Raw genomic sequence first — 13,329 nt, 5'->3', positions numbered from 1 at the left:
CGCTTATGTCTTCAGCCGAGAAAAAACGGATTTCTTCGCAATCGAAAGACAATATAAATATCGGTCTATCCTGAACATCGAGTTAAAAACGTCCTAAAAATCCGTATGTTTTTTCTATTCCTCCCGGAAAGTACAATAGGTCCGGTCGTTTTCCCAGACTGTAATCTGAAACAATCTATTTTCCCCAAATTTCCCCTTTAAACACTTCCAGGCATAAGAAGCAATATTTTCGACCGTCGGATTTATACGAGAAAAATGAGGCACATCTGCATTCAGATTTTTATGGTCCACAATGGATAGAAAATGCTCTTGAATGACTTTTTCAAAACCGGCAATCCAGCCGTGCGGTTCCGGCTCCTCAGAAACCTGCACCGTCACCTCCAGAATATAGTTGTGTCCGTGTCCGGCCGGATTGGCACACTTGCCGAAGCGATGAAAGTTTTCTTCAGGACTGAACGCATCGTTCCATAAACGATGCATCGCCGCAAATTCAAATCGTTCACTGTACGTCCGCATCGGGCTTTTCTCCCTCCGGATGGAAATGGTACGAAATGGATTCAGCGCAAGCTCCAGTCGAGATATCTGAGCTGTTTCAAAAAAGGGCTGCAGACGCTCGGCGCTGTCCCAGAGCCAGCTGAACAAATCTCGCAGACTTACCCCCTGTCCCTGCTGAAAACGGCTCCGGATATTCCGCTCAAAAATCGGCACCGCCGCCCGGCGCACGGCGCTGTCAATCTCCGATACATTGACCACAAAGCCGGTCCGGTCATCCACAGGACCTTTCAGGGCGGCCGTTAAACACAGATAGACAGCCAAACCGTCACCGCAGGGCCTGGACGCATAGGAATTAAACCCTGCTTCGGAGGCCGGTCCAAACGGATTGACAGAAAATCGCACTTGCCGACAGAGTGTATGCATAGGGTCAGGTTCGGTTGGTATGCATCAACGTAAGCACTTCCGCACGACTGCGCGGGTCGCGTTTGAAGATGCCGCGAAGGGAGCTGGTTACCATGACCGCGCCGGGCTTCTGGATGCCGCGGATGGTCATGCAGCTGTGGCTGGCCTCCAGGACTACCGCCACGCCGATGGGTTCAAGATTTTTCATCAGGAAATCCGCAATCTGGTCCGTCAGACGCTCCTGGACCTGAAGCCGCCGTGCGAAGGTATCCACAATCCGTGCCAGCTTGCTGACGCCTAACACCCGACCGGCAGGCAGATAGGCCACATGGGCCTTGCCGATAAACGGCATCAGATGGTGTTCACAGATGCTGTAAAAAGGAATCTCCCGCAGCAGAACAATTTCATCGTACTGTTCGTGAAAGATGCTTTTCAGATGATCCGCGGCATTCTGCCGCATCCCCGCCAGCAGTTCCGCATACATCCGGGCGACCCGCTGCGGCGTGGCCTTCAGCCCTTCCCGCTCCGGGTCCTCTCCCACCGCCAGAAGAATCTCCCGCACAGCCTTTTCAATCCGTTCCGTATCCACGTCCAGGTTCGGAATCCTCTCAGAAGCTTCGCCCATATGCGCCCTGCACCTCCACCGTCAGCTGAGTTTGAACGGGGGCATCCGCCTGCGTCTGAGCAATCGGCATTTGCCGCTGCTGAACGGCACAGCCGCATTGACAACCTGCTGCCAGGAAAAGCATACCCGCCGCACACAACAACAGAATTGCTTTCATAGCCGCCTCTTTCAGAAAACCGAATTCATTGCAAACGTCGTCAGCAGCCGCACACCGAATCCGATGGAGCCGGGTGCATCTTTTTCACCGGCTCCCCAGACGCCCACGCCGGCAATATCCAGATGCGCCCAGCGGGCCTTGCCGACGAATTGGCTCAAAAACGCTGCCGCCGTGCAGGCGCCGGCCCACTTGCCGCCGACATTTTTCAAATCCGCAATCTGGCTCTTCATCGCTTCGACGTATTCATCGTCGCACGGAAGCCGCCAGACACGCTCGCCGGTCTTCCTGGAGGCCTTCTCAATCGCCTCCAGCAGGCCGGGGTCATTGCCCATCAGGCCGGCGCGTTTGGTTCCGAGGGCCACTACGCAGGCACCGGTCAGCGTCGCCGTGTCCACAATCGGATTGCAGCCCAGCTTCACCGCATACGCAATGGCATCGCACAAGAGCATCCGCCCTTCCGCATCGGTATTCTGAATCTCGACGGTCTTGCCGCTGTAGGTGGTGACGATGTCGCCGGGCCGGTAGCTGGTTCCGCTGGGCAGATTTTCAGCAGCCGGAATGATGCCGTAAATGACGCGCCGCGGTTTGAGAGCAGCCACAGCGGCCATCGCCGCCAGCACAGCCGCCCCGCCGGACTTGTCAAACTTCATATCGTGCAGCCCCTCGCTGGGTTTTAAGCTGACCCCGCCGCTGTCAAAGGTAATCGCCTTGCCGATAAGGGCCAGCGGGGCGGCCTTGGAAGACGCTGCCGACGGGCTGTACCGCAGGACAATCAGCCGCGGCGGATTGGCCGAGCCCTTTCCAACCGCCAGAATGCCGCCCATCTTTTCGGCGGCCAGTTTCTTTTCATCCAGCACAGTGCATCGCAGCCCGGCGGTTCTGCGAGCCAATTTTTGCGCCTCGGCTGCCAAAGCCGCCGGCGTCATTACATTCGCCGGACGATTCGCAATAGTGCGGGCAAAGTTCTGGGCCTTTCCTAATATGCCGCCGATTCGAATGCCCTGCTGCAGCGGACGAAGACGCCGCTCATCCGGTTCGGCCAGGACCGCCTGCAGAGAAGAAACCGGCGGCTCCGAAGGTTCCGGACTGCGGTATTCGATATAGCGATAGGCACCGAAATAAATCCCTTCGGCAAACGCTTGAGCCAGTTCCTGCGGCGTATGGTTTGCCCAATCGCCCCAGTCCACCGCCGCCGCCAGCGAAGAGACCCTCAAATCGACCGCCGCCGAAGCTGCTGCTGACGCCGCCTTTCGAAGCGTATCCGCATCGGCCTTTTTCTTCTCTCCCAGCCCGACCAGAAGCACACGCTCGGCGCCGAGCTGTCCCCGAGTATATAAAAGGGCCGTCATCTGCGGCTTGCCTTTGAAATCCTTCAGCTCCAGCAGCCGGCTGATTTGTCCCTTGAGCCGCCGATCAACCCGCTGGACCCATCCGCCCAGCGGTTCTTTTTCGAAAACCCCCACCGCCAATACATCCGTGCGAATCTGAAGCGGATCCGCTTTTCGGCATATCACCGCCGTGTCTATGGCCTTTTTCATCGCTGCTTTTTTCTCCACCATTCCTGTTCTGCTTATCGGGATGCAGCCTTGGCGGTCTGCTGCTTGCTCTGCATCCGATACCGCAGCATGCTGTCGATAAACTCGTCAATCTCACCGTCCAGAACGGCCTGCACATTGCCGGTCTGGCAATCCGTCCGATGGTCTTTGACCAGCTGATAGGGCTGGAGGACATAGCTGCGAATCTGATTGCCCCAGGCGATTTGGCCCTTGCTGCTGTACAGTTTGGCCAGTTCCGCATCGCGCTTCTGCTGTTCGAGCATATACAGCCGGCTCTTGAGCATGCGCATCGCTTCGGCACGGTTTTTGTGCTGGCTTCGGTCGTTTTGGCACTGCACAACAATGCCGGTCGGCAGGTGTGTAATCCGGACGGCGGAACTGGTCTTGTTGACGTGCTGGCCGCCGGCTCCGCCCGCCCGATAAGTATCCACGCGAATGTCCTCATCGCGGATTTCGATTTCAAAATCCTCATCCTGCTCCGGAATGACATCCACGGCGGCAAAACTCGTATGCCGCCGGCTGTTGGCGTCAAACGGGCTGATGCGCACCAGGCGGTGAACGCCCGTCTCGCAGGACAGTTTTCCGAAGGCAAACGGCCCGCTCACCAGCAGCGTAATGGAACGAATGCCCGCTTCTTCACCCGGCGTGATATCCATCTCCTTATAGGTGTATCCGGCCCGTTCAAAATACCGTGTGTACATTCGCAGCAGCATACTGGCCCAGTCGCAGCTTTCCGTGCCGCCGGCACCGGCGTGAATGCTGAAAAAGCAGTTCTTGGCGTCATCCGGACCATTCAGCATCCCCGCAATCTCGATTTTGTCGCATTGACGGGACAAGCGAGCCAGGTCCTGTTCAATCGAAGCCAGGGTTTGTGCATCGTTTTCCGCACAGGCCAGCTCAAAGAGTTCCTGCAGGTCGGTTAAGGTCTGCTGGGCCTCCTGAACGGGTTCGACAACCGACTTGACGGCGCTTAATTCGGAGACAACCTGTCGTGCGGTTTCCGGATTGTCCCAAAATCCTACCTGAGACATCCGGCTTTCCAGTTCTTTGCGAAGGGTCATTTTGTTGGGAATGTCAAAGACAGTCCCGAATCTGCTGAATTCGGGCCTCCAGGGCCTCCAACGCCGACTTAATTTCTGCTTTTTCCATAAAACCCTTTCGGGGTTAACCCCATCTGAATCACTCAAAATCCCGGAAAATCAGGACCTTCATTATATCCGATTTTGCAGTTCTTGGCAAGGAATCTTCCGCGGATTTGTGTGTGTCTGCCGGTTGTTCTGATCTTGCGGTTCGGCTATACTTTCCGAATATGGAACTGGCGGAAGCAATTAAAACACACACGCTTCAGCTCGGCTTTGATGCGGTCGGCATTACCACCGCTGAGCCGCTTGACTCGATGCTTCCGGAATATTTCCGCCGCTGGCTGGCGGAGGGCGGTGCGGACGGTCTGGAGTATATGAAACGGCATATCCAAACGCGTTTCGCTCCGGCCCAGCTTCTCGAAGGGGCTCAGTCCGTCATCTGTGCCGCCGTCCACTACAAACCTGCTGACATTTCCTTTGCTCTGGGCTGTGCACAAATCGCCCGCTTTGCCTTATATGATGATTATCATCTGTTTATCAGGGAACAGCTTCAGCAGCTGGCTTGTTTTATCGAAAGTTGTCTGCCGAAGGGCACCCGCTGGACATACAAAATCTGCACTGACAGTGTCCCGCTGGCCGAACGCGCCCTGGCGGCCCGTGCCGGCCTGGGGTTTATCGGGAAAAATCACATGCTCATCCATCCGGTCCTGGGCTGTCAAATCCTGCTGGGAGAATTGGTAACCACCCTGCCGCTGCCGCCGGACGGGCCCGCCCTGTCGGACGGCTGCGGCGGCTGCACCCGCTGTCTGCAGGCCTGTCCCGCCGGTGCCCTCCGGCCCGACGGCTTCTTTCAGACCAATCGATGCATCAGCTTTCTGACTCAATACGCAGGCGATGCGGCCCATCTCCGGACGGGTCGATGGATTTTCGGCTGCGACGAGTGTCTGCTGGTCTGTCCGTATGAACAGAAAGCCCCGCCCTGCCGAACCCCTCCGCCGGGCTTTACGCCGCAACGCGCCGCCCTGCGGCCGGAGGACATTCTTCAATGGAATTCAAGCGACTTTGAGCGGTTTTTCAAGAACTCCTGCGTGGAACGAATCGGCCTGAAAAAACTTCAGCAAAATGCAGCGGCTTGCCTGAAATCCTCAGACAAGCCGACCGGAAACACACGATAAAGCCCTTTGGATTACGGAACCAAAAAGATATCTTTTTCATCAGCGGGCGCTTCGCGGCCTGTATAGGCCTCTACGCCGCGCACGGTGAAAATATCATCCTCCTGATAAAACCGAGAGGCCAGAAATTCCACACTGCCGTCGCAGAAAAGAACATTCTGGCCTCTTTGATTGTGATTGGGACTGAGCAGCTTCTTTAAGTCTTCATTGAGGAGCACTTTTTCATACTCCTCCCGCTGCGTCGTACAATTGATTCGCTTACGGAACGAAACAAAGACCGGGTTCATATCGCTTAAAATGATGCGTCTCTGGCCGTCCTGAGCTTTCTTGTTCGGTCCGCAGCGAAGCATTACGCTGTAGCTGATATTCTGCGGCGAGGGGAAATCCCGCAGGTTGGCCATCGCCGAAGCATTGTATTGGACCGGGCATCCTTCCTGATGACCGGGACAGACAAAATTTTCGCCGCCTACATAGCCCAGCCGCACCAGCTGCCAGATATATCGTGTGCTGGAACGCGGCTGTTCGCTCTGGTCGCCGACCATCCACCAGGGCTGGCCCGGCTGCAGCTGGGCCGAGGCAAACCGTCCGTCATTGTCATCCGCATAGGCCGACAGCGCCCGGCCTATCCGTCCTAAATTCACCGAACAGGCCACCTGTCGGCTGTGATTGCGGACCGCCGAAAGGGCCGGCAGCAAAAGACCGGATATTAAAACCACGGCGGCGGCCATGGCGGCAATTTCAAACGCTAATTTCAGGATATGCGGTTTCGATTCGGAAGAAATTTGAGGTTGGAATGAAGGAGAAAAATCAAAGGTGGGGGTTTTGCGGCTTTCGTGCTCGAGCAGTTCGTCCAGTCGCTCGGCGGGTGAACTCTGCTGCACACGGGCCGCCAGCTTCAGCCGTGCGATTGTGAGGGCGGCCAAGTCATCGGGACATTCCTCGCCATCCAGCAAGTCCAGACCGCTCAGCGATTCATCCAGAAACGCGTACAGCCGCGCTGCTTCAGGATCGGTTTCGATTAAAATACGGCCTCTTTCCAATTCATCTCCATCGCCGCATTGAAAAAAGAAATCCATTACCAGCTGCAACTGCTCAGGAGTTAAATGACTCATAAATGCTTCATGCTCCGTTCGGCGGATTTCCACTTTTTCATAAAATAGACTACCGCAGTGTGAAGCCGGCTTTTCACCGTCCCTATAGGTATACTCAAAATCTCGGCCATGTGTTTGTAGGAAAATTGCTCAAAATATGCCAAAATGAGAATTCCCCTCAGATTTTCCGGCATTTCCGATATAATCTGTCGAACTCGCCGGGCCGTTTCTTCCTCTGAAATCTCGGCCTCCGGCGTGGTCTCATAAGATGTGAGGATATTAACTACCTCATCCAGGGATAAGTCCCCCGCATCAGCAAGGGTCCCCATACTCATCGAGGACTGACGCTGGATTTTGCGCAGGGCATCCTTGGCCTTGTTGGCCGCAATAGTAAACAGCCACGGACGCAGCGGACGTTCGGCATCGAAACTGTCCCGGCTCGAATACAGTTGCAAAAAGGTTTCCTGGAAGATGTCTTCGACGATATCCTGCCGGTTTACAAAGCGTCGAAGAAACGCATAAAGTGGGTTTTTATAACGATTTACGATTTCTTCAAACGCCTTTTCATCTCCCTGTCGATACCGTTGGAGAAGTTCCGCATCTGAAATCGTTTGTTCAGGATTTTTCTTATTCACATTTTCCAATATTCAGGTTCTCCGTTTCCACGAAGAGACCATTATACAGGAATCACAGAAGAAAAGAAACCAAAAAGGCCTACCTTTCAGAAGGCGTATATTCTCCCAAAATGTTACTCTCTTGATAATGTTTTCGCGTTATAAGAAATGTCTTGAAGGAAAAGTTTAATGCTTAAAATGGCGTTTCCCTGCAAACACCATAGCGATTCCGGCTTTGTCGGCGGCCGCAATCACTTCATCATCTTTCTTGGAACCGCCGGGCTGAATGATACAGGCAATTCCCGCTGCAGCTGCATTTTCTACATTATCCGGGAACGGGAAAAAGGCATCCGAACCCATGGCCGCACCCCGGGCATTCTCGCCGGCGTGCTTGATGGCAATAAAGCCGGATTCAACCCGGTTCATCTGTCCGGCACCTACCCCCACCAGCCGCCGGTCTTTGACCAGCGTAATCGTATTGCTCTTGACGTGTTTGGTACACAGCCAGGCAATCCGCAAATCCTCCATCTGTTCTTTGGTCGGCTTGGCTTTGGTCGGAAAGGTCAGACTGTCCGGTTCCCATCCGGCCAAATCCCGCTCCTGAAGCAAAAGCCCCCCGACGACACAGCGGATATCATATTCCCGCACATCCCGTTTCGTCCGGTCAATCGGTCCGGTCTCGAGGAGCCGCACACGCTGGCCCCAGGCCTTGCGGCCTCGAATGATTTCCAGTGCTTCCGGGGAATAAGCGGGGGCTGCAATCACCTCGGCAAAAAATCCGGCGGCCCCGCGGGCCTTCCCGAATCGGTCATATGATTCCATAATCACCGTCGCCAGCTCCTTCTCCACCGGACGGTTCAGGGCGATAATCCCGCCGAAGGCACTGACCACATCGCCCAGATAGGCCTTTTCATAGGCCCGGCAGATATCCTCATCGACCGCACAGCCGCAGGGGTTCATATGCTTGACCACCACGGCGGCGGGCTCGTCAAACTCCTTAACCAGTTCAAACGCCGCATTCGCATCCATCAGATTGTTGAAGCTGATAGGCGTATCGCCCTCCATCAGCCGAGCCGAGCCGATGCTCACCTCCCGACTGTCCGTGAAACGGTAAAACGCGCCGCGCTGGTGGGGATTTTCGCCGTAGCGCAGCTCCTGAGCCCGCACGGCGGCTATGGAGATGCGTTCCGGGAACAACTCCTCCGCCCGCCCCGACAGATACCGGGCTATCGCCGCATCATACGAAGCCGTCAGGGCAAAGGCCGCCCGCGCCAGTTCCTCCCGCAGCGACAGGGGCACTGCTCCCTGATTGTCCCGCATGGCCTCCAGCACGCGGCTGTATTGAGACGGAGAGGTCACAATCGTCACAAAGCGATAATTCTTGGCGGCGGAACGCACCATACTCGGCCCGCCGATGTCAATATTCTCAATCGCCTCCTCGAGCGTGCAGTCCGGACGGGCGGTTGTCTTTTCGAACGGATACAGATTCACGCAGACCAAATCAATCGGCTCAATGCCGTGCTGCTTCATCGCCGCCGCATGATCGGCTTTGTCCCGAAGCCCCAGCAGTGCCCCGTGAATCTTCGGATGCAGCGTCTTGACGCGCCCGTCCATCATCTCCGGAAAGCCCGTGACGGCATCAATCGGAATCACCCGAATCCCCGCATCCTGAAGCGTCCGCGCCGTTCCGCCGGTGCTGATAATCTCAACCCCCATTGCCGCCAGCGCACGCGCAAAATCCGTCAGGCCGCTTTTATCCGAAACACTGAGCAGAGCACGCCGAATCCGTACATTCATCGAAATCATTTCCTCAAAAAATTACGGCGCAGACAAACAGACCACGCGCCCCTCTTCATCCGCCAGATAGATTTGATTGTCTTTCAGATTGACCGCCCCCAGCCGAACCGCCGCGGCATTGAGAGAAAACAGCGGCCGGCCCGTTGTGTTGTTCATCACCACAATCAGGCCCGGCTGAGCAAAGACGTATGCCCGCTCCTGCGATTCGCAAAGCAGCAGCTGACCGTTCGGCACGTTCCAAACTTCCCGCCCGCTGTCCTTCGACACACCGTACAGTCCATTCCGCCCGGCATTCAGATACACCAGACGCTGCCCGACGATGGGGGGCTGTCGAATCTTTTCGCCCGCAAAAAACGGCATTGACCACATCAGACGGCCCGTTGCCGCATTGATTTTATACAGCTTGGTATCCTCCCCGCCTGCATAAATCGCCCCTGAATCCAGCACAAGGGCGGCAGTAATCGCTCCGGAACAATTATACTGCCACAGCTTAACCGGCTCATCCGTCTTCATCGCCGTGACCGCCCCGCCGGCCGCTGCAAAAAACACCTGCTCGTTTGTTGCCAGAACAGATGTAATAATCGAATCATCCTCCGCCGTTGCACTGAACAGTTTGACATAATCGCCGTCTTTCTGCAGCTGGTAGGCATGAACGCGCCGATCCACGCCGGCCACATACATAAACCGGTCATTCTTGGCCAAACAGACGCCCCGGCCGGCCGCCGCCTCTCCGAGGTCCTGTTTTCGAACAACCGTCCCGCCGGCAGGGTCCAGCACCACCAGCCGGCTGCCGAACAGAAAATACAGACGGTTATCCAGAAACAGCGGCTCCACCATCGGCAGGCGCTCCTCCGCCACCTGCATCTGAAAACACTCCGTACCGTCCTGACGATTTCGACAGAACAGATAATTGCGATTGGTCAGAACAATCAGATACGAATCCAAAACAAATACCCGCTCCACTTTTTCGGACACCCCGGTTTTTACCGGCAGCTGAATCTGCCAGCTCGATTTCAGCCCGGTCTCCGAGAGCAGACGCGGTGAAATCAGCGGTTCCGCCGACTCCGCCCGCACCCCGGCCGCCGTCATCCAAAACAATACAAAGGTCCCTGTCAGCAAAAGTCGACGGGACTTCCATACTCCGAAAATAGTCATCGATTACTCCTCTCGCGTTTCATCCAACTGCACATAATCCGCCAGGTCAATGCCGTGCTCCTGCTCAAACTGGCGCAGCTGCCGGATTCGTTCGATGTCATCCTGAATCCGGTTAACCAGCTTGAAAATATAGGGTTTTCCCTCCAGCCGGTTCTGCAAATCCTCCAGCATCGGCTCCCAATCGCCACCGTACAACTGGGCTTTCAGAATCACCAGCATCCGGTGCTCCTGGCTCAAATGCCGGACGAACTCTTCCACCGATAAAGAGCTCGCTTTGTCCGGTTTTTTCCGCTGCTTTCCCGACATAGGCACTCCCGGTTTTCCGAGAGAAACATCGTACCGTTTGCCCCCCCGAAAAGCAATCGAAAACCCCCGTGTTTACGAGGGAGATTCGGCCAGGGTTGTTTCGATGCCGGCTAATTGAGCCATCCGCACAATCAGCCGGGAACGGCGAACATCAACCTGCCCCCGCTGGGTGCGGATATACTCCTTTCCTACCAGTACGGATTGGGCATCGGAAATGAGCTGCTGAACCTGGGAGGGCTCCATCCCCTCAAAGGTCATCGCATCATACGCCAGCACGGTCACATGGTTTTCCGTCACGCGGACAAACCCGCCCTCGATAATATAAAAGGCATCGGGCCGATCCAATATCTGTCGAACCTCCAGAATCCCCAGCGTCAGTTTGGCCAGCATCGGGCAGTGATTGCGCAGAATCCCGCGCTGGCCGTCATGAGCCGGCACAACCAGCGAGCCGGCGCGGCAGTCCAGCAGTTTGGCCCTGGGCGTCAGCAGAATCACCCGAAATAATCCGTGCGTCAGTTCCACCATACTGCGGCCTTCATTTTACGCTTTCGCGGCCTTTTCCTGGGCCTCTTCCACCGCTCCGATGTACAAAAAGGCCTGCTCGGGCAGGTGGTCCCAGCGGCCTTCACAGATTTCCCGGCAGCTGCGGACGGTATCGGCGGTGCTCACATACTTGCCCTCCAGGCCGGTAAACTGACGGGTCACGATAAACGGCTGAGAGAAGAACCGCTCCAGACGCCGCGCCCGGCTGACAATCTGACGGTCTTCACGGCTGAGTTCATCAATCCCCAGAATCGCAATAATATCCTGCAGACTGTGATAGCGCTGGAGGTATTCGAGCACCCGCTGGGCCGTATCGTAATGTTCCTGCCCGACGATGTTCGGGTCGAGGATTCGGCTGGTGCTTTCCAGCGGATCAATCGCCGGATAGATGCCCTTTTCCGTAATGCGACGGGACAAAACTACCGAGGAGTCCAAATGGGTAAATGTCGTCGCCGGCGCCGGGTCGGTCAGGTCATCGGCCGGCACATACACCGCCTGCACGGAGGTAATCGCCCCGTAAGCCGTCGAAGCAATCCGCTCCTGCAGCTGGCCCATCTCGCTGGCCAGCGTCGGCTGATAGCCCACCGCACTCGGAATTCGCCCCAGCAGCGCCGACACCTCCGAGCCGGCCTGCGAAAACCGGAAAATGTTGTCAATAAACAGCAGCGTCTCGCCGCCCATCTCGCAGAGGGCCTCCGCCATCGTCAGGCCCGTCAAAGCCACCCGCAGACGCGCCCCCGGCGGCTCATTCATCTGGCCGAAAACCAGACAGGTGTTGTCCAGCACCGTCGAGTCCGTACTGCCGATGCGGGTCCGCTGCATCTCCAGCCACAGGTCATTGCCTTCACGAGTCCGCTCGCCGACCCCGGCGAACACCGAAAAGCCGCCGTGCTGAGTCGCAATGCGGGCAATCAGTTCCTGAATAATCACGGTCTTGCCGACTCCCGCCCCGCCGAACAGACCTGTCTTGCCGCCGCGAACAAACGGACAGAGCAAATCAATCACCTTGATGCCCGTTTCGAACATCTCCGACTTGGCGGACAGTTCCGTGAATTTGGGGGGCTTGCGGTGAATCGGACGCTTCTGTTTAACCTCAATCGGTCCCTTGCCGTCAATGGGCTCCCCGAGCAGATTAAACACCCGGCCCAGGGTTTCCTTGCCGACCGGCACCTGAAGCGGCCCGCCGGTATCCAGCACTTCCATCCCGCGTCGTAGCCCCATCGTCGAGCCCAGTGCCACCGCCCGCACACGGCCCCCGCCCAGATGCTGCTGCACCTCGCCCACCAGACGAAGCGGCCTGCCTTCAAATGTCCCGCGAACCTCCAGGGCCGAATATATCCCCGGAATCCGCTCCACCGGAAACTCCGCTTCAAACGTGCTTCCGATGATTTGGATGATTCGTCCAATATTTTCCATCGGTTTTGTCTCTGCTTTAGGACTTCATTGCATTCATTCCGCTGACAATATCCAGCAGTTCCGTTGTAATCTGGCCCTGTCGGGCCCGGTTGTATTCTTTCGTCAATTCGGCAATCATTTCATCGGCGTTGTCGCTGGCATTGCGCATCGTGACCACCCGCGACAGATGCTCACTGGCGGCCGCCTCGATGAAACAGCCCAGAATCGAGGTGCGAACAATCATTTCGGAAAGTGTCTGAAAAATCTCCTCGCCGGAGGGGCTCAGCAGAAAATCCTCAAAGTTCTGCTCCCACGGCCAGATAATCGTAGAGCGTGTAGTCAGGTCGTCAATCAAATCCGCCACCGGCAGCACCGTAAGCGTCTGGGCCTTCTGGCTGGCGGGGGAATAAAACCGGTTATAAACAATCCCCAGCCGTCCGATACGCCCCTCCAGATACTCTTTCAAAAAGAAATCACCGATTTCATTGGCCTGAGCGGCAGTGGGCACCTCGGCAAATTCGGTATACACTTTTGCGGGCCTGATTTTCAAATGGTCCAGAAAGCCGAGCACCTTGCGGCCTTTGACGTAAATCTGCAGGGTTCGCCCGAATTTTTTGGCCATTTTCAGATGCGTGTCCAGCAAGCGAAACAAATCATTGTTGTAGGCCCCGCACAGACCCCGGTCGGAACCGATAACCAGCAGCGCCTGCGTTTTGGATGTCGGCGGCCTCATCAGCGGATGGTCCATCGGCTTTTCCGCCGTGAACATCAGATACGCCATCTGAGCCAGGGCATCATAAAACGCCAGTCCCTCCGCCCACTGGTGATAGTACTGCCGATAGCGCACCGCACTGATGGTTTCCATCGTGCCGGTCACCTTCGAAATATTCTGGGCGGCTCTCCGCCGCGCTAAAATTTGACGGGCATGTGCCATAGGCC

General features: G+C 56.3%; 14 protein-coding genes. 1 reads left to right on the top strand and 13 read right to left on the bottom strand.

What is annotated here, in order from left to right:
• Positions 1-114: 114 nt before the first annotated feature.
• The 5 genes from PKY88_09940 to prfB all read right to left on the bottom strand — a co-directional run bounded on the left by PKY88_09940 (position 115) and on the right by prfB (position 4,384).
• Positions 115-918 (bottom strand): 6-carboxytetrahydropterin synthase, encoded by an 804-nt coding sequence (locus tag PKY88_09940; GenBank protein HOQ05520.1) that lies wholly within the window; start codon positions 916-918, stop codon positions 115-117.
• A 4-nt stretch (positions 919-922) separates the two neighbouring features.
• Positions 923-1,522, bottom strand: a complete 600-nt coding sequence (gene folE, locus PKY88_09935; GenBank protein ID HOQ05519.1) for a GTP cyclohydrolase I FolE — start codon at positions 1,520-1,522, stop codon at positions 923-925.
• Positions 1,506-1,679 carry a hypothetical protein gene (locus PKY88_09930; protein ID HOQ05518.1) on the bottom strand — a complete coding sequence of 58 codons (174 nt, stop codon included), beginning with the start codon at positions 1,677-1,679 and terminating at the stop codon, positions 1,506-1,508. Before PKY88_09930 ends, folE begins: the two co-directional genes overlap by 17 nt.
• Positions 1,680-1,690: 11 nt before the next feature.
• Positions 1,691-3,238, bottom strand: a complete 1,548-nt coding sequence (locus PKY88_09925; GenBank protein HOQ05517.1) for a leucyl aminopeptidase — start codon at positions 3,236-3,238, stop codon at positions 1,691-1,693.
• Positions 3,239-3,249: 11 nt separating this feature from the next.
• Positions 3,250-4,384 (bottom strand): peptide chain release factor 2 gene (gene prfB, locus PKY88_09920; GenBank protein ID HOQ05516.1). Its coding sequence is split into 2 segments (ribosomal slippage): positions 3,250-4,323 and positions 4,325-4,384, totalling 1,134 coding nucleotides; the frame shifts between segments, so codons are not numbered across the junction.
• A 112-nt stretch (positions 4,385-4,496) separates the two neighbouring features.
• On the opposite strand from prfB, the gene queG reads away from it, so the two are divergent.
• Positions 4,497-5,492: a tRNA epoxyqueuosine(34) reductase QueG gene (gene queG, locus PKY88_09915; protein ID HOQ05515.1), complete on the top strand. Its 996-nt coding sequence runs from the start codon at positions 4,497-4,499 to the stop codon at positions 5,490-5,492.
• Between the two features lie 11 nt (positions 5,493-5,503).
• Here the strand turns inward: queG and PKY88_09910 are convergent, their stop codons facing one another.
• The 8 genes from PKY88_09910 to atpG all read right to left on the bottom strand — a co-directional run bounded on the left by PKY88_09910 (position 5,504) and on the right by atpG (position 13,324).
• Positions 5,504-6,601, bottom strand: coding sequence for a hypothetical protein (locus PKY88_09910; protein HOQ05514.1), 1,098 nt, complete (start codon positions 6,599-6,601; stop codon positions 5,504-5,506).
• Entirely contained in the window at positions 6,598-7,215 is a 618-nt protein-coding gene (locus tag PKY88_09905) for a sigma-70 family RNA polymerase sigma factor (GenBank protein HOQ05513.1), read from the bottom strand. Before PKY88_09905 ends, PKY88_09910 begins: the two co-directional genes overlap by 4 nt.
• Before the next feature lie 165 nt (positions 7,216-7,380).
• Complete coding sequence (gene purH / locus PKY88_09900; protein HOQ05512.1) at positions 7,381-8,991, bottom strand: bifunctional phosphoribosylaminoimidazolecarboxamide formyltransferase/IMP cyclohydrolase; 1,611 nt, start codon at positions 8,989-8,991, stop codon at positions 7,381-7,383.
• A 21-nt stretch (positions 8,992-9,012) separates the two neighbouring features.
• Entirely contained in the window at positions 9,013-10,146 is a 1,134-nt protein-coding gene (locus PKY88_09895) for a PQQ-binding-like beta-propeller repeat protein (protein HOQ05511.1), read from the bottom strand.
• A 3-nt stretch (positions 10,147-10,149) separates the two neighbouring features.
• Complete coding sequence (locus tag PKY88_09890; GenBank protein ID HOQ05510.1) at positions 10,150-10,452, bottom strand: hypothetical protein; 303 nt, start codon at positions 10,450-10,452, stop codon at positions 10,150-10,152.
• Positions 10,453-10,524: 72 nt separating this feature from the next.
• Positions 10,525-10,977, bottom strand: coding sequence for an ATP synthase F1 subunit epsilon (atpC, locus tag PKY88_09885; GenBank protein ID HOQ05509.1), 453 nt, complete (start codon positions 10,975-10,977; stop codon positions 10,525-10,527).
• A 15-nt stretch (positions 10,978-10,992) separates the two neighbouring features.
• Positions 10,993-12,411 carry a F0F1 ATP synthase subunit beta gene (gene atpD / locus PKY88_09880; GenBank protein ID HOQ05508.1) on the bottom strand — a complete coding sequence of 473 codons (1,419 nt, stop codon included), beginning with the start codon at positions 12,409-12,411 and terminating at the stop codon, positions 10,993-10,995.
• A gap of 16 nt (positions 12,412-12,427) precedes the next feature.
• The gene (gene atpG, locus PKY88_09875; GenBank protein ID HOQ05507.1) at positions 12,428-13,324 is read right to left on the bottom strand and encodes an ATP synthase F1 subunit gamma; all 897 of its coding nucleotides are present in this window, start codon (positions 13,322-13,324) and stop codon (positions 12,428-12,430) included.
• Positions 13,325-13,329: the final 5 nt, after the last annotated feature.

Source organism: Anaerohalosphaeraceae bacterium, assembly GCA_035378985.1.
In the GTDB taxonomy this organism is placed as follows: Bacteria; Planctomycetota; Phycisphaerae; order Sedimentisphaerales; family Anaerohalosphaeraceae; genus JAHDQI01.
This window is presented reverse-complemented; position numbering and strand designations above follow the sequence as displayed.

Bases quoted from the DNA above. Each gene is read 5' to 3' on its own strand.
- folE (HOQ05519.1), bottom strand. From the start codon at position 1,522: ATGGGCGAAGCTTCTGAGAGGATTCCGAACCTGGACGTGGATACGGAA.
- PKY88_09930 (HOQ05518.1), bottom strand. From the start codon at position 1,679: ATGAAAGCAATTCTGTTGTTGTGTGCGGCGGGTATGCTTTTCCTGGCA.
- purH (HOQ05512.1), bottom strand. From the start codon at position 8,991: ATGAATGTACGGATTCGGCGTGCTCTGCTCAGTGTTTCGGATAAAAGC.
- PKY88_09910 (HOQ05514.1), bottom strand. From the start codon at position 6,601: ATGAGTCATTTAACTCCTGAGCAGTTGCAGCTGGTAATGGATTTCTTT.
- PKY88_09925 (HOQ05517.1), bottom strand. From the start codon at position 3,238: ATGGTGGAGAAAAAAGCAGCGATGAAAAAGGCCATAGACACGGCGGTG.
- PKY88_09890 (HOQ05510.1), bottom strand. From the start codon at position 10,452: ATGTCGGGAAAGCAGCGGAAAAAACCGGACAAAGCGAGCTCTTTATCG.
- atpC (HOQ05509.1), bottom strand. From the start codon at position 10,977: ATGGTGGAACTGACGCACGGATTATTTCGGGTGATTCTGCTGACGCCC.
- PKY88_09895 (HOQ05511.1), bottom strand. From the start codon at position 10,146: ATGACTATTTTCGGAGTATGGAAGTCCCGTCGACTTTTGCTGACAGGG.
- PKY88_09940 (HOQ05520.1), bottom strand. From the start codon at position 918: ATGCATACACTCTGTCGGCAAGTGCGATTTTCTGTCAATCCGTTTGGA.
- atpD (HOQ05508.1), bottom strand. From the start codon at position 12,411: ATGGAAAATATTGGACGAATCATCCAAATCATCGGAAGCACGTTTGAA.
- atpG (HOQ05507.1), bottom strand. From the start codon at position 13,324: ATGGCACATGCCCGTCAAATTTTAGCGCGGCGGAGAGCCGCCCAGAAT.